The sequence below is a fragment of the Rhodococcus sp. 4CII genome (genome assembly GCF_014256275.1).
GTDB lineage: Bacteria > Actinomycetota > Actinomycetes > Mycobacteriales > Mycobacteriaceae > Rhodococcus_F > Rhodococcus_F wratislaviensis_A.
The window spans coordinates 121,776-135,962 of sequence record NZ_JACCFE010000003.1; the positions used below are offsets into that span (position 1 = coordinate 121,776).

At 69.5% G+C, this 14,187-nt stretch carries 20 protein-coding genes and 1 pseudogene; 12 read left to right on the forward strand and 9 right to left on the reverse strand.

Going from position 1 to position 14,187, the window contains the following annotated elements; genetic code table 11:
- Positions 1–3: 3 nt before the first annotated feature.
- A complete protein-coding gene (locus H0B43_RS37205; protein ID WP_185730440.1) occupies positions 4–429 on the reverse strand; it encodes an Hsp20/alpha crystallin family protein in 426 nt (141 codons plus the stop codon).
- Positions 430–555: 126 nt separating this feature from the next.
- On the opposite strand from H0B43_RS37205, the gene H0B43_RS37210 reads away from it, so the two are divergent.
- Positions 556–1,059, forward strand: a complete 504-nt coding sequence (locus H0B43_RS37210) for a MerR family transcriptional regulator (protein ID WP_185730325.1) — start codon at positions 556–558, stop codon at positions 1,057–1,059.
- A gap of 93 nt (positions 1,060–1,152) precedes the next feature.
- Here the strand turns inward: H0B43_RS37210 and H0B43_RS42165 are convergent, their stop codons facing one another.
- Positions 1,153–1,497 carry a hypothetical protein gene (locus H0B43_RS42165; RefSeq protein WP_252190336.1) on the reverse strand — a complete coding sequence of 115 codons (345 nt, stop codon included), beginning with the start codon at positions 1,495–1,497 and terminating at the stop codon, positions 1,153–1,155.
- 329 nt (positions 1,498–1,826) lie between these two features.
- Between H0B43_RS42165 and H0B43_RS37220 the strand changes: the two genes are divergently transcribed.
- The 3 genes from H0B43_RS37220 to H0B43_RS37230 all read left to right on the forward strand — a co-directional run bounded on the left by H0B43_RS37220 (position 1,827) and on the right by H0B43_RS37230 (position 3,887).
- The gene (locus H0B43_RS37220) at positions 1,827–1,976 is read left to right on the forward strand and encodes a hypothetical protein (RefSeq protein ID WP_185730324.1); all 150 of its coding nucleotides are present in this window, start codon (positions 1,827–1,829) and stop codon (positions 1,974–1,976) included.
- A gap of 449 nt (positions 1,977–2,425) precedes the next feature.
- The gene (locus H0B43_RS37225; RefSeq protein WP_312034099.1) at positions 2,426–3,370 is read left to right on the forward strand and encodes an Ig-like domain-containing protein; all 945 of its coding nucleotides are present in this window, start codon (positions 2,426–2,428) and stop codon (positions 3,368–3,370) included.
- A gap of 256 nt (positions 3,371–3,626) precedes the next feature.
- A complete protein-coding gene (locus H0B43_RS37230) occupies positions 3,627–3,887 on the forward strand; it encodes a hypothetical protein (RefSeq protein ID WP_312034098.1) in 261 nt (86 codons plus the stop codon).
- A gap of 78 nt (positions 3,888–3,965) precedes the next feature.
- Here the strand turns inward: H0B43_RS37230 and H0B43_RS37235 are convergent, their stop codons facing one another.
- Positions 3,966–4,142, reverse strand: coding sequence for a hypothetical protein (locus H0B43_RS37235; RefSeq protein WP_185730323.1), 177 nt, complete (start codon positions 4,140–4,142; stop codon positions 3,966–3,968).
- A gap of 123 nt (positions 4,143–4,265) precedes the next feature.
- Here H0B43_RS37235 and H0B43_RS37240 point away from each other — a divergent pair, with 123 nt between their 5' ends.
- Together H0B43_RS37240 and H0B43_RS37245 are read left to right on the forward strand one after the other, a co-directional pair.
- A complete protein-coding gene (locus H0B43_RS37240) occupies positions 4,266–4,607 on the forward strand; it encodes a hypothetical protein (protein ID WP_312034096.1) in 342 nt (113 codons plus the stop codon).
- Between the two features lie 130 nt (positions 4,608–4,737).
- Positions 4,738–5,328 (forward strand): hypothetical protein, encoded by a 591-nt coding sequence (locus H0B43_RS37245; RefSeq protein ID WP_185730321.1) that lies wholly within the window; start codon positions 4,738–4,740, stop codon positions 5,326–5,328.
- Between the two features lie 12 nt (positions 5,329–5,340).
- Here the strand turns inward: H0B43_RS37245 and H0B43_RS37250 are convergent, their stop codons facing one another.
- Positions 5,341–5,820 carry a hypothetical protein gene (locus H0B43_RS37250; RefSeq protein ID WP_185730320.1) on the reverse strand — a complete coding sequence of 160 codons (480 nt, stop codon included), beginning with the start codon at positions 5,818–5,820 and terminating at the stop codon, positions 5,341–5,343.
- Between the two features lie 175 nt (positions 5,821–5,995).
- Here H0B43_RS37250 and H0B43_RS37255 point away from each other — a divergent pair, with 175 nt between their 5' ends.
- Together H0B43_RS37255 and H0B43_RS37260 are read left to right on the forward strand one after the other, a co-directional pair.
- Positions 5,996–6,160 carry a hypothetical protein gene (locus H0B43_RS37255; protein ID WP_185730319.1) on the forward strand — a complete coding sequence of 55 codons (165 nt, stop codon included), beginning with the start codon at positions 5,996–5,998 and terminating at the stop codon, positions 6,158–6,160.
- A gap of 252 nt (positions 6,161–6,412) precedes the next feature.
- Complete coding sequence (locus H0B43_RS37260; RefSeq protein ID WP_185730318.1) at positions 6,413–7,381, forward strand: ferritin-like domain-containing protein; 969 nt, start codon at positions 6,413–6,415, stop codon at positions 7,379–7,381.
- 2 nt (positions 7,382–7,383) lie between these two features.
- Here the strand turns inward: H0B43_RS37260 and H0B43_RS37265 are convergent, their stop codons facing one another.
- The 3 genes and pseudogenes from H0B43_RS37265 to H0B43_RS37275 all read right to left on the reverse strand — a co-directional run bounded on the left by H0B43_RS37265 (position 7,384) and on the right by H0B43_RS37275 (position 8,994).
- Positions 7,384–7,776 carry a J domain-containing protein gene (locus H0B43_RS37265; protein WP_185730317.1) on the reverse strand — a complete coding sequence of 131 codons (393 nt, stop codon included), beginning with the start codon at positions 7,774–7,776 and terminating at the stop codon, positions 7,384–7,386.
- A 419-nt stretch (positions 7,777–8,195) separates the two neighbouring features.
- Positions 8,196–8,498 (reverse strand): annotated as a pseudogene (locus tag H0B43_RS37270) (hypothetical protein); the annotation flags it as partial.
- 70 nt (positions 8,499–8,568) lie between these two features.
- On the reverse strand, positions 8,569–8,994 hold the full coding sequence (locus H0B43_RS37275) for an Hsp20/alpha crystallin family protein (protein WP_185730437.1): 426 nt from the start codon (positions 8,992–8,994) through the stop codon (positions 8,569–8,571).
- 132 nt (positions 8,995–9,126) lie between these two features.
- Here H0B43_RS37275 and H0B43_RS37280 point away from each other — a divergent pair, with 132 nt between their 5' ends.
- Both H0B43_RS37280 and H0B43_RS37285 read left to right on the forward strand, forming a co-directional pair.
- Positions 9,127–9,618: a MerR family transcriptional regulator gene (locus tag H0B43_RS37280; protein ID WP_185730316.1), complete on the forward strand. Its 492-nt coding sequence runs from the start codon at positions 9,127–9,129 to the stop codon at positions 9,616–9,618.
- Between the two features lie 575 nt (positions 9,619–10,193).
- Positions 10,194–10,481, forward strand: coding sequence for a hypothetical protein (locus tag H0B43_RS37285; RefSeq protein ID WP_185730315.1), 288 nt, complete (start codon positions 10,194–10,196; stop codon positions 10,479–10,481).
- 709 nt (positions 10,482–11,190) lie between these two features.
- On the opposite strand, the gene H0B43_RS37290 is transcribed toward H0B43_RS37285, so the two are convergent.
- On the reverse strand, positions 11,191–11,622 hold the full coding sequence (locus H0B43_RS37290; RefSeq protein WP_312034094.1) for a DUF6292 family protein: 432 nt from the start codon (positions 11,620–11,622) through the stop codon (positions 11,191–11,193).
- A 122-nt stretch (positions 11,623–11,744) separates the two neighbouring features.
- On the opposite strand from H0B43_RS37290, the gene H0B43_RS37295 reads away from it, so the two are divergent.
- Positions 11,745–12,236 (forward strand): hypothetical protein, encoded by a 492-nt coding sequence (locus tag H0B43_RS37295; protein ID WP_185730313.1) that lies wholly within the window; start codon positions 11,745–11,747, stop codon positions 12,234–12,236.
- A gap of 183 nt (positions 12,237–12,419) precedes the next feature.
- On the forward strand, positions 12,420–12,890 hold the full coding sequence (locus tag H0B43_RS37300) for a DUF4383 domain-containing protein (protein WP_185730312.1): 471 nt from the start codon (positions 12,420–12,422) through the stop codon (positions 12,888–12,890).
- Between the two features lie 45 nt (positions 12,891–12,935).
- Here the strand turns inward: H0B43_RS37300 and dnaJ are convergent, their stop codons facing one another.
- Positions 12,936–14,120, reverse strand: a complete 1,185-nt coding sequence (gene dnaJ / locus H0B43_RS37305) for a molecular chaperone DnaJ (RefSeq protein ID WP_185730311.1) — start codon at positions 14,118–14,120, stop codon at positions 12,936–12,938.
- Positions 14,121–14,187 lie beyond the last annotated feature (67 nt).

A 14,187-nucleotide genomic window follows, 5' to 3' on the forward strand; every position in this document is an offset into this window, starting at 1 on the left:
CGGTCAGGCGCTGACGGCCTTCTGCTCGGTGTGGCCGTTGCTGCTGATTTCGATCTTGCGGGGCTTGGCCCTCTCCGCGACCGGGATCGTCACCCGCAGCACCCCGGCGTCGTAGCTCGCCTCGATCCTGTCCGTGTCGAGGTTCTCACCCAGGAACAACTGCCGGTTGAACACCCCCCGCGGACGCTCGGCCGCGACCATCGACCGGTTCTCGTCCAGCGCGGACCGTTCGGCACGCACCGTCAGGGTGTTCTTCTCCACGTCCAGATCCAGCGAGTCCGCGTTCACGCCGGGCAGATCGAGCTCCACCACGAACCGGTCGCCCTCACGCCAGGCGTCCATCGGCATCACCGCCGGCCGGGCCGCGGTACCGAGGACCTGCTGCGTCAGACGGTCCAGGTCGCGGAACGGATCCGTGCGCATCAACATCGTGGCCACCTCCAGAAATCCTTTCACTCCACCAGTTAATCTACGGCATGTGCTGTAGGTCTGGTATAGCATTTGCCGTAGACTATGGCAAGAGGATGTGTGAGATAATTCCGATCGGAGCAATGAATGGCTGGAGAACCCGAGCGCGGTCCCGTGCACGACCCCGAATCGCCGTCGCTGCGAGGGGTTTACGGCATCTCGGTGGCCGCCGAGCTCTCCGGTTTCGGGATCGCGGCGCTGCGTCTGTACGAGAACTACGGGTTGATCACCCCGGGCCGCACCGGCGGCGGCACCCGACGATACAGCGACTTCGACCTGGCCCGGTTGCGGCGGATCGCCGAACTCATCGACGCCGGCGTCAACCTGGTCGGGATCGGCCGGGTGCTCGACCTCGAGCACCGCACCGGGGAACTCGAACGCGACAACCGCCGCCTGGCAGCCGACAACGCGCACCTGCGCGCCGAGCGGGGCCCGGCCCCCGCCGGAGTCGAGGACGACGCCGACCGGGACCGGCCCGCAGGGTTTGCGCCGCCCCGGCAGACCCGACGGCGACCGGCCCCCGGGGAGCGTTCCCGTCTCCGAGACGGTCCCGCTTGCAGCCGCGGATCGGATGAACGAGAACACCACTGACGCACCGCTCACCCCGCTCCCGGCCGTCGCCGCAGATGATGAGGCGATGTCGAATGCTGGTCGTTCTCCTCGGCGACGGTCAAAGGGCGACGGTCAAAGATTGGGCAGTGCGGAGCCGAGGAAGATCAGCCCGGCGGCGATGCCGAAGGCGCCGGCGAGCATGCCGAGGAGCGCCTCGGGGGAGGTTGACCCGTGGTCGACGACGTCGGGTCGGCGGGCGGCCAGTGCCCCGGTGGCCAGGGCGGCCGCGCCGAGGAGGATGCCGAATCCGAACATCCAGAACGTCACGATGGATAACGCGCCGAACATGATCGCCACATCGGGCAACCGTCCCCCGTGGGACGGGCGAGGGACAACTCCTGCCCCGAGGGGCGGGTGAGCCGGCAGCGGGGAACGCCGGGCGGGTTCGGCGGGGAACGGGCGGGCGGGGGTGGTCATGATCCTCCTGTCGGACCGAAGGAACGGCAGAGCGCCAACACCCGAGCCAGCGCGACAAGGTTACTTCTCAGCCATCACGTGCGCGGCCGAATGCGGGATCGCACCGAGGAAGCAGTGCGGAGAACTGCTCTGCGCCAGTAATGTTCGTGCCGTTCAGGTGTCGTCCCGGCAACTTTAGCACTCCACTGTAGAGAGTGCTAACTCCGGCTTGACGGTGCAATCTTCCGGCAAATGCTGGCACCGCGGGTTGCCGAGTGCTAATTTCTTGTCCTGCACAGTGACCGCGCTCGTCGGGGGACGGGCGCCGGAGTCGAGGGAGGTGCAGTGCTGTGCGCAACGACGATCGACACCGGAACGAGTCCGGTAAACCCACCACCGACGATCCGCTCGTGACGGGTGAGGCGGTGCGCTGGCCGGATCCGAGTCCGCTGGCGAACTGGTGGCAGCAGATAGTCTTCGGTAACCGGAGGGCCGCGTGAGAGCTGTGCGGGTCCCGCGGACCGTTTTTGCGTGTGCCCGTTGCGATCGCGCGTATCGATCGCGGGAGGGCGACCGACCGGGGCTCGCTGCCACGGTGGCCCGGGTCCACGGCTGGGAGATCGGCGAGAGCCCTCTGTGTCCCGGGTGCGCCTCGATCACCATCACGGTGGCTTCCTAGGTTGGAGGGTCCGATTCCGGTGGTGGGGTGTCCTCGCCGGGATTTCCGAAAGTGGTGATGTGACACCCGGTGGCGGTGGACGGTCGAGGCTACCCGCGGTCACTGCGCGCGGCCGCGGAATCCGGGCTGACCCGCGTCCATTGCCTGGTCCCGGTCGCTTTCCGGCGCGGAGAGCAGTGGAGTGTCCACCGCGTTGCTTTATTTCGCGCGCAGTCGGGTGCTGGCGGACTCCAGGTGAGATGGCGCACGGATCGGAGGTCACGGCAAAGGGTGCGAAATGCGCGGCATCGGACAGAAGACGGTGCTGTCCTCCTCGTCGGGAAAGCAGAACGTCAACGCGGCGATCAGGGTGTCCGGAGCGAGAAGACCAGCACGTTCTCCACGATCACCCCAGGGAATCAGACCAAACCCTCTTTCGTCACCACCGGCGGGAACCTGCTCACCGACGGCGGCACCTTCGGCATCGTCATCGTCACCCACTTCGACGAACCGATCACCGACAAAGCCGCGGCCGAAAAGGCACTTCATGTGCAGACCACACCTGCGGTGACCGGATCCTGGTACTGGGCCGACGATCAGAACGTGCACTGGCGACCGGAGAAGTACTGGGCGCCGGGCACCCGGGTCACCGTCCGTGCCGACGTGTACGGCATTCCGCTCGGCGACGGTCTCTTCGGGCAGGAGGACGCGACCACCTCGTTCACCATCGGTGACGCCCACATCTCCGTCGCCGACGACACCACCAAACAGGTCACCGTCACAAATAACGGGCAGGTGGTCCGCACCATGCCGACGTCGATGGGCCGGGGCGGCACCGAAGTCGTCGGTGGGCGGACCTTGTCGTTCTGGACCCAGCCGGGCATCTACACCGTCATCGACAAGGCCGACCCGGTCATCATGGATTCGTCCACCTACGGGCTGCCGGTGAACTCCCGCCTCGGCTACAAAGAAACGATCAACCACGCCACCCGCATCAGCAACGACGGCATCTACCTGCACGCACTCGCCGACACCGTCTGGGCGCAGGGCAACACCAACGTCTCGCACGGCTGCCTGAACCTCAGTCCGGACAATGCCCGCTGGTTTTACGACTTTTCCGTGCCCGGCGACATCGTCGAGGTCCGCAACACCGGCGGCGACCCGCTCGAGCTGTGGCAGAACGGCGACTGGTCCGTGCCGTGGGATCAATGGCAGGCCGGCAGCGCCCTGACCTGACCACGGGAAACGGGAGATCCCGGTCGCCGAAGAGGAGGCGCTCGGGCACTCTGCGGACACGGTGTGGATCGTCTTCGAGGTAGGCGCAGCCCGTGAGGATCGGTTCGGCTGCGCAACTGGGTACTGCAGCGGATCTCTCGACCCCATGCAGTCGCAGCCGTCCCACCTGCGAGGAGACCTCGTCCGGCGGCCCAGGAGCGTTCGCTGCCCAGCACCCCGAGCTTGCGTTTTTCCCGCCCCCTGTCCGGGTACGCGCGTGAAAAGGGGTGTGCTCGAGGTGGTGATCGTGGTGCCCGACTCCTATGCCGATGTGGTCGAGCGGTTGTGCGGCGAGTTCGACGGCCGGGTGCCGCTGCCGATGGTCGCCCAGATCGTGCGTCAGTGCCGCCGCGAAGCGGTTTGCTCCGGCTCCACTGCCGACCCGAATCCTCCCGGACTCGAAAGTGCGGCACGCGAACGACTACTGGCTGCCTCGACCACCCGCGGGACGCCCAGCAGCGCGGACGAAACGTCCTGAGACACTGTCCGCTGCACTCTGGGTCGGCGGCATCGTGACCGGGTTCGGTCGACCGCGATCCGGGCTCGCCCGAACGGCTCACCAGTGTCCGAGGTTTCCCTGCCACAGCGCCGAGATGACGGACAGGACGATGACCAGCGGATAATACAGATTGCCGAGTGAGTACGCGGGAGCCGCCCGCACCCCGTAAGAGCGGGTGGCGCCCACCCGAACGGGCAACGGCCACCCCACGTCCGACGGCGGTTCCCGGGCCACGATATCGCTACGATCTTTCGCAACAACAATAGATTTATTCGTTTTGACATCGTAGAATATGTCCAGAATTTCGTTGGGTATACGGGAGGTGATCTCCCGGTTCGAACGGAAAGGGTGAGTGCCGTGGACGACGCATTCGATACCGTGTCCGAGGCCGATCGCCTCGACCAAGACTTGCCCGCCGACCCCACCGCCGCTGCACCGGCTCGTCCGACCGGGTCGGCGGTCGTCGACGAGGCCTGGGATGTGCCGGAGGCCGACCGGTTCGAGCAGACCCAACCGGCCACCCCTGCCGACGGCGACCCCGGGGGTGCGGAGGCGGGATGGGATGTGCCCGAGGCCGACCGGTTCGAGCAGGCCATCACCGTCACCTTCGACGACGAAGACCGGGCGGAGAACGAGGGTCGGGCGGACTACGAGGACCAGGAACTCGCGGACGAGGTCGTCGAGGAGGATCCGGAGTAACCCGACCACCACGGCCCACCGGATGGCGCCGGCCCGGGGCCCGCCCGAAAGGGGTGCGCGATGAGCGTGCACGACACCGGTCGACTGTCCCTGTCCGAGGCGACGCGGGAACATTGGAAGGGGCGACACCATGGTGGGGCGGGCACCGGGACCGGTGCGGTGGTGGCGGCTGCAGCCGTGCAGCCGTAACCCGTTGATGCGCGGCACCGATCGGGTCGAGTCGGCGGTGGTGGCGCTGGTGCTCACCCTGGTGCTGTTGTGGTTGCCGGTGTGCGCGGCGGTGGGCACCGAAACGTTCACCTCGCTGCAGCAGCAGAGCCGGGCGCTGCAGGCGCAGTCGCGGCCGGTCCCGGCGGTGCTGCTGATCGACGCCGGCTCCGACCCGCAGATGGAGCCGGCGGTGCGGATCACCGACACCGGTGCCTCGTCCTGGGCGCGGTGGACGGTGGACGGGCGTGAGCACACCGGCCGAGTTCCGGCGGACCCGCAGGCGCGGACGGGGGACACGGTCACCGTGCAGGTGGGACCGGACGGTGACCTCCTCGAGACCCGAGGGGGCACCGAGAACGCGGTGCTGGCGATCGCGGCGGCCTGTGGGTGGTGGGCGGTCGGCGCCGCCGGCGGCGCGCTGGTGCTTGTCGGGGTGCACCGGATGCTGGTCCGGTCCCGGCTGCGGGTGTGGGATCAGGCATGGGAGAAGTTCGCGCAGCCACCCCGCTGACCACTGGAATGGTCAGCCGGCTTCGGTGGAGAACGGGCTGACCCCGAGATCGAGGACGTCGACTGAGGCGGGCAGGCCGATCTGATGCCAGCCGGTGGTCAGGGTGAGCTCGCCGGTGCTCGGGTAGCCGGGGATCCAGTAGCGCGGTGCGGTGCGGTACCTCTCCGGCGGTCCGTTCGGTGGTGAGCACGAGAGCGGTTCGAACGGGTCGGCGTCCCCGGCGATGTCGTCCATCCTGATCCGCACCCGCAGATACGACCAGTGCGCGGACTCGTCGCGGGGGTCGGTCAGCGGGCGGGTCTCGTGGCGGGCGCGTGCGGCGGGGATGCCGGTGGCCTCGAGCACCAGGCACAGTGATACTCCGGCAGGGTAGGCGGTTATCCCGGTCAGCTGCACGGCCAGATCGGGCCGGGAGTTCAGGACCCGGTGGCCGTGCACCGCCACGCCACCGGTCTCGGGTGGGGCGATCCCGGGCCATCGATTCCGCGCCATATCCCATGGTCGCACCGGGTTCGCTCACCCGGCCACCACCGCACCGAGGGCGGGACCGGAAGAGCGTCGCACACGCCGGTGTTGAACCGAGTGTAGGGAAACGGTGCAGTGCGAGCCTGCCGGTGCCGTGGCCTGTCCGCCACCACACCGGGGGGGACGGAGGTGCCAGAACGCGATGAACCGGCACGTACGCGGGGCCGTCGCCCGATTCCTCGGGGTGGATCTGGACTGGGCGACCGCGGAGCAGATCCGCCGAGTCGACTTCTGCACCACCCTGGTCGAGGCGCAGGCCGTCCGAATGTTACTGCGGGCAGAGGTGTTCCGTCCGAGCTGGAGATGAGAGCGCCTGGTTCGACGGGATCTGCGTGCGACGGGATCTGCGTGCAGGGACGGTCGCTGCGCCGCCGTTTCCGCACGGGCGGCGGGACCAGTTCCCGGTCGACTGCACCGGTCCTCGTGTCCGCTCCGGGCCTCCCCGGTCGCGACGGTGACGGCCACATCGGACGGGGTAGTCCTGCGAGCGGTGCCGCCGGCACCACCGATCCCGATCCGGACCCGGAACCCTAGTTCTTCGTGAAGGAGTGATGCCCTGATGGCTTCGACCCCCGATACCACCGCCACCCTGGTGGCGCAGCTGCGCGCGATCCACGAGCTGACGCACACCGAGATCCAGATCGCCGAGACCCGCATCGCCCAGGCCCGCACCGAGGCGGTGCGCCGGGAGCTGGCCGAGAACGCCGACAATGCCCGCGGGCGGGCGGCGGCGATCGAGGCGGCGCTTCGCGATCTCGGCTCACTGCCCGAGGTGGTGGGTCCGCTGGTCGGACGCGCCGCCGCGGCGGTGAAAGCGGTGACCGAGCAGGCCCAGCCGTTCGACGAGGCCCTGCTCGGGGATCTCGTCCTCGAACACCAGCTCCTCGACCGGGCCCGATATCTCAAGGCCCTCGCCGTCGCCACCCAACGCCCGGAGATCGAACAGTTAGCGTTCCGGTTGATCACCGCGCACTCGGCCACCGTGGACTGGCTGACCACCGTGCTCGCCGAGGACGCCCTCGGGGGTCCGGCGGCGTTGCGGCGCACCCCGATACAGGCGGTGACCGGCACCGCGGTCCGATTGATCAACACCCCGGTCAGCTGGTCCGCCCGCGGTCTGGACCGGGCCATCGACACCGCCCGTGCCGCCCGCCCCCGGCTCGGGGCGCTGCTCGGCCGCGGCGCGCACGCCGGCGACGTCGCCGTCAAAACCCTGGCCGCCTCCCGCGACGCGGCCCTCGAGACCGCTGAAGACGTGACCCGACGGGAAGGTGCCACCGCGGTCGCAGAGGCGATTCATTCCGCCCGCACCAGCACCGGGACCCTCGAACCGGGTGAGTTGCCGATCGGCGACTACGACGAGCTGACCGTCCCGCAGGCCGTCGCCGCGGTCAAGGACCTGACCGACCCCGCCGACATCCGTGCCATCGTCGGGTACGAGGAGGCCCACAAAAACCGGCACGGGGTCGTCTCCGCAGCCCAGACCCGTCTGGCCGCGATCGCCCAGGAGGTCGCCGGCATCGACTGACCTCAGCGGTGCCGGCGCACCGGTCCGACCCACAGTCCGGTGGCGGGTGGATGGGACGGCGGGGACTCGACCACCACGAGGCGAATAAATGGTGGGGCCGCGGCCCACGGTGCTCGCCCGGGCCGTCGACCCCGAGGTTCGGGCACTACCGCCTCGGCTGCCACCCGGTCTGCTTCTGCCTGGTCGTGGGCGGCGCGGTGTTCGGGGTCGCGGAGCAGGGCGTACGCGGTCAGGACGTGCTGGAGGTGCTCGTCCGCCGCCGGGTCGGCGGGCTGGCCGGTGCGGGTGTCGGGGTGGTGCCGGCGCAGCAGCCGCCGGTAGGCGCTGGCGATGTCGGCCTGGGACGCCGACGGGGACAGGCCCAGCACCCGATACGGATCCCGGTCGGTGGCCATCACCTCGCCTCATTCGTGGGACACGAGAACAGGTGGTTCCGGGCTCGGGATGCCGGAACCACCAGGGTGGGGCGGGCCCGGCCCGCACGGAAAGACCCGCCCCCGCTAGTCGGCTCATTGCCAGCTGGGGTGGGCACTGCCCGCCCGGACGGCCGACGAGATATCTGTGCCAGTCAATGGCGGTGCGCCCCGGTCGAATCCGCTCGCGAATGCGTGTTCGTCGGATCCGCGGTCGGCGCCGTCACGGTCATCTCGGTGGATCGGCGGTGCCGGGCGGTGTGCCCGGGGTTCGCCGCGCCGCGCCGGAGTACGTTGACAGGTGACGGAGGCGGCAGCGGGCGAAACCCCGTCCATCGGTTTCCGTCTGGTTTCTCACCCCTTTTCGACACAGATTCTTCGATACATCGGATGTTGCCCGGTTTCTCCGGTTTCTCCGGTCTCGGAGGTGAGCGCTGCGTGGCGCGGATCTCGGGCAGCGGCGGGGCGAGCGCCGTCCGCCCCACCGGAGTGGGAGGAGATGGACGTGACCGGCCGGCCGGTGCGGTGGCCACCCGGTGGAGCAGGACCACGGCCTGCGGCGTGAGCGCGTCGGCGAGGATGCGGTCCGAATCGGCTACGAGCAGTGCGTAGTCGAGCTCGTGCCACGGCCACATTGTCTCGCGTTCGGTGCGCTCCCTGGTATCGGTGGCGTTCACCTCGGCGACCGGAGTTGTCCATGTCATCGTCTGTTCACCCCCTCCCGAACCGTCGAACCTCGGTCAGATGTGCAGCGGGCCGGGTCACCCCGTGCGGTCAGGCGTTGACGGCCTTCTGTTCGGAATGACCATTGCCGCTGATTTCGATCTTGCGGGGCTTGGCCTTCTCCGCGATCGGGATCGTCACCCGCAGCACACCGGCGTCGTAGTTCGCCTCGATCTTGTCGACATCGAGATTCTCCCCGAGGAACAGCTGCCGGCTGAACACCCCGCGCGGGCGTTCGGCGGCGACCATCTCCCGGTTCTCGTTCAGTGCGGCCCGTTCGGCGTGCACCGTCAGGGTGTTCTTCTCGACGTCCAGATCCAGCGAGTCGGCGTCGACTCCGGGCAGATCGAACTCCACCACGAATCGGTCCTCTTCCCGCCAGGCGTCCATCGGCATCACTGCCGGACGGGCGGCGGTACCGAAGATCTGCTGGGTCAGTCGGTCCAGATCACGGAACGGATCCGTGCGCATCAACATCATGTCCACCTACCTCCAGAATCCTCTCATCCCATCAGGTAAACTTCCTACAGATGCTGTAGGTTCGTTATAGCATCTGTCGTAGACTATGACAAGAGAATGAGCGAGAAAATTCCCGATCGGAGCGAAAACATGTCCGAAGAATCCGGCCGTCGGGATGGCGAATCGCCGTCGATGCGTGGTGTTTACGGAATCTCGGTGGCCGCCGAGTTGTCCGGGTTCGGGGTCGCGGCGCTGCGCCTGTACGAGGACTACGGACTGATCACCCCGGGCCGCACCGGCGGCGGCACCCGCCGCTACAGCGACTACGACCTGGCCCGGCTCCAACGCATCGCCGAACTCATCGACGCCGGGGTCAATCTCGTCGGCATCGGCCGGGTCCTCGACCTCGAGACCCGCACCGGCGAACTCGAACGCGACAACCTCCGCCTGGAAGCGGACAACGCGCAACTGCGCGCCGACCAGGACCCCGACGCCACCGCTGCCGAGGACGCCACCGCCGGTGAGCCGGCGCCGGAGACCCCCCGCACCGGGCGGCGCCGGCGGCCGGCGTCCGCGTCCCGGGGCCGAACCCGCGTGGAGGGAGGCGCTGCCCGGGAACGAGCCGGCGGCGACCACCACTAGAGCGACACCGGGACGCTTCACCTCGGGCACTTCGAGTGTCGACGATGACTGCGCCGGCGGCCGGCAGTGCGGGGCCCCGGCGTCGGGGGGTTACGTCGGGGCCCGGTGTTCCTCGAATCCGGACTCGGATGGGATTTTCTTCGGGGAACGGTGTCGAGAATACGCCGCACCCCTCGGCGGTGAACAGCACCCGCCGACCGGTGGTGGCAGGCCATGTTCGAGGACCTTCGGCCTTGGCCGGGACGGTGTCGTGGTCGTGGTGATCGGATGCTGCCGTCCCCGGCAGGTGAGGGCGGCGCCGCGAAGATTGACCCACCGCACGGGGTGTGTTCGGCAACTATCGGGTACCCAACGGGGTGAGCGGCGTCGAACCCGGGACGACATTCTCGCCCCGGCGTCGGCGCACTCCTCAGCCGCGGCCGTCGGGTCGTCACGTCAGCTAAATGTGGACGTGGGCGAATCCGCTGTGCAGCTGAGGTTTCACCTCGCCGGGGTGTGCTGCACCGCAGGATCGATCGGGCCGGTGGGCATCGCGTGGTGCGCTGACGACCCGTGACACGAGGAGGCCGAGGTCGATGACCACATCACCGCATATCACCACCGATCACGCCGAGATCCGTCGATGGATCCAGGCCCATCACGGCGCACCGGCACGCGACGGCACGGGCGGTCTGCGGATCGACTTCCTCGGTGTCGCCACCGGAGTGGAGCATCTGTCCTGGAAGGAGTGGTTCACCGTCTTCGACGACCAGAACCTGGCCCTGTGCTATCAGGAACCGGATGTCCACGGCGGCATCAGCGCCTGGTGCGAACTGGTGCCGCGCGCCCGAACCGCCACCGGCGCAACCGGTTCGGCCCGATGAGTACACCGACCCGCTCGACCACCCCTCCCCCGGTCGGCCTGCCTGCCGGCGGCGGGGCCCGACCGATTCCCGGTTTCTCCCGCCGGCTGCGCGATCACGGACGGGACAGGGTGAGAAGTGACAACGGCCGAAGTGGTGAGGGTAGTCGTGGAGGAGCGGCGACGGCATCCTCACCGCCTGGGAGCAATCCGCCGCCGACCATGACGAGCTATCCCTCGAACGCGCCACCCGCGACCTCGACCACCGCCACGGGCCGGTAACCGCGCGGCGGCCCGGGTCCGGGCAGTTGTCGACGCCGCCGCGCACGGGCGTTCGGATCCGGACTGGCCCTGACCAGCGCCGGTCGCGGTGTCGGTGTGGGTCGCCGTGATCCCGGGTTCGCCGACGCCGCCCGAGCAGGTCCTGCGCCCGGGCGGTCGCCCGAGCGACGTGCGGTCCGGCCTGCTTGATCAGCAGCAATACACTCTCGATGTCCTCGAACGCTTGCACCCCGGGTGCCCCCCGGCCGCCACGCCTGGGCGCAGGTCGTCGTGACCGCCCGCCACAACGACTCGGTGTGGTGGAAGAGGATGCTGGAGGCCATGACGACCGTCCCGGATCCTCCCCACCGCGGGGTGCTGCGGCGCGCCCACATCGGGCCGAGTGCGGACGGCATGCCACCGGTGCGGCTACGCCGGCCAGGCATGCGTCACCGCCTCCCCGGGCGAAGTCAGCGGAGGGGTGGCCGGTGATCGGCAGGAGCAGCGCCGCGCCGGTGGACCACGGTCGGTACCGGAAAGCGGTCCGGGGACCGGCATTCGAGGTGCAGCAGGTCGGTGATCACCTCGTCGGTCCGATCCGCGATGCACTCCGGTTGAGGCTGCCGGCCGAGCCCGAGCCCGCAGATGATCAGGACCCGATCGGGGCCCTGTCCCTCGATCCCCAACGACCACCCGAAATGATGGTTCCAGGCGAGAAGGATGCGGCGCCCGCTGTAGTACCGGCTCTGCTTCGACAGCACGACCATCGCGTCGAAGGTGACCTCGTCCCATCGGCGGATCGTCTCGGCGCTTAATGCCCGCGCGACCGCGAACACGTACGCATTGCTGTCGGGATTGTCGCCGGCGCCGACGCCGCTGCTCATCGTGAACACTTCCTTCACCCGCGGAACCATGCACCCGTCCGCGGCGATGTCGAACCTACCCCTCGGCGCTGGTCGGGGTCGCACGATCGAGCGATTTCGTTGGCGGCGTGGGCCTACGGTGGGGTGGGTACCCGGTGGTCATGGGGTCCGATCTCGGCGGACGCTTCCGCCCGGATGCGGAGGTGGCCGGCCACCTGCTGGCGCTGGTCTCCGAACACCGGTACGCCGAGCTGGGCCGGGAGCTGTCCTCGCTGATGGCGCCGCCGGATCCCGCGGCCGGCCGCGGGAGTTGCTACGGCGGGGTGCTGGCCTGGCTGACCGGCGCGATCGCCGACGTGGCCGTCGCCCGGCTGGGGCGTGCTGCGCAGGGCGAATCGTTCATCCTCGAGGTTCGCACCGCGGCCGGGCAGCTCGTCGATGCCCGGCAGCTGCCGCCGCGGCAGGCCCGGGTGGCGCGGTCGGTGCTGGCCCTGCTGGCCGGCGACCGAGCCGCCGCCCGGGCGCAGTGGGGCGCCGCCGAACGTGAATCCGACTCGCAGGTGCGGGTCACCACCCTGATCGAGGCATTGACCTGGCTCAACGCCCTCCTCGACGCCCCCACCCCGGCGCTTCCCGACCCACCGCCCGAATAGGAAGAACAAAGGTGATCGCCACTCGGCGGACCGACGACCAAGCGGAACGCGAACAGGCCCGGGCACCAGGGCCGGCGAACGAGCGGACCCACGAACAGAGGGTGCACGGGTTCGGGTGCGGGGTCTCGGGTATTCCGGTCAGTGATGCGGTGAGTCCCCTCGATGAGACAAGGAGTTCCGGTGATGTCAACACAACCTGCCCAGCGTGGTTCCCTGTTCGCCACCCCGGTTCAGGCGGCGTCCCTCGTGGTGGGGGCGGTGTTCCTGGTGGTCGGGGTGCTCGGGTTCATCCCCGGGGTGACCACCGACTACGACACGCTCACCTTCGCCGGTCATCACACCGAGGCCGCACTGCTCGGCATCTTCCAGGTGTCCATCCTGCACAACATCGTGCATCTGCTGTTCGGGGTGGCCGGGATCGCGGCGGCGCGCACCGCCGCCACCGCGAAAGGCTTCCTCGTCGGCGGCGGGATCATCTATCTGGTGCTGTGGATCTACGGTCTGGTCATCGACCAGGACAGCAGCGCGAACTTCGTGCCGGTCAACACCGCCGACAACTGGCTGCACCTCGTCCTCGGTGCCGGGATGGTTGTCCTCGGGTTGCTGTTGCCGCGGCTGCGCACCACCGGGACGGCCACCGCGACACCGAGATAGACCCCACCGCCCTACCCGGCCCCGGTGCCGTCGCCCCCGCGGGTGTTACCGGCGGCAGCCGGCGGCGCGGGGGTCGAATCCGGCGGCCTTCTCGGCCGTGTCGTAGGCGCGCAGCGCGTCGACGGCGCTGCGGTCCAGTCGGGTCGGCACCGCGACCTGTACGGTCACCCGCAGATCCCCCGCGGTGCCGGCGCGGCGGCGGACGCCGCGACCCCGCAGCCGGAAGGTGCGTCCGGACGGCGTGCCCGCGGGGATCTTCACGCTGACCCGGCCGTCGAGGGTGGGCACCGAGATGGTGGCGCCGAGGGCGAGTTCGCCGAAGCTGACCGGCACGGTCACGGTGAGATCGTCGCCGTCGCGGCCGAAGACCGGATCCGGATCCACCGTGACGGTGACGTACAGATCCCCCGCGGGCGCCCCGCGCAGCCCGGGCTCGCCGTGCGCGGGCAACCGGATCCGTTGGCCGTCCACCACTCCGGGTGGGATGCGGACGTTGATGGTGCGGGTGCGGTGCCCGACCCCGGTGCCCTGGCAGTCCGCGCACGGGTGGTCGACGATCATCCCGGTGCCCCGGCAGTCGTCGCAGGATTCGCTGAACCCGAAGCCGCCCTGATTACGACTCAGAGTCCCGGACCCGCCGCAGGAGGGGCAGCGCCGCGGAGCGGTGCCGGGCCGGGCGCCGCTGCCGTGGCAGGTGGTGCACCCCGTGGGGCCACTGACCTGCAGCGGCAGCACCACCCCGGTCACGGCGTCCCGCAGCGGCAGCCGGGCCTGCGCCTCGACGTCGCTGCCCCGGCGGGGGCGGGACGAGGCGGTGGTGCGGGTGCCGCTGCGCCGGAACAGGTCCCCGAACACGTCCCCGAACCCGGCGTCGCCGGAGGTGAACGAAGCACTGCCGCTGCCGAACAGGTCGGAGAGGTCGAACCCGCCCATCCCGCCGCCCGGTCGGGTGCCGGCGCCGGCGCGGGTGCTCGCCTGGCGGAAGGCTCCGGACCGGTACAGCTGCCGGGTCCGGTCGTACTCGGCGCGGGTGGCCGGGTCCGAGAGCACCGCGTGCGCCTCGCTGACCGCCTTGAATCGTTCCCCGGCCGCGCCGTCGTCCGGGTTGGCGTCCGGGTGCAATCGGCGGGCGAGCGTGCGGTAGGCGCGTTTGATCTGCTCCGCCGACGCCGTGGAGGGCACACCCAGGTCTGCGTAGAAGTCACGCTCGATCCATTCCTGCTGCGTCACAGGGTATCTCCTCCCTCCATCAACGACGCTGCGTCACCAGTCACCAGTCGTCATCACCTCGGGGACA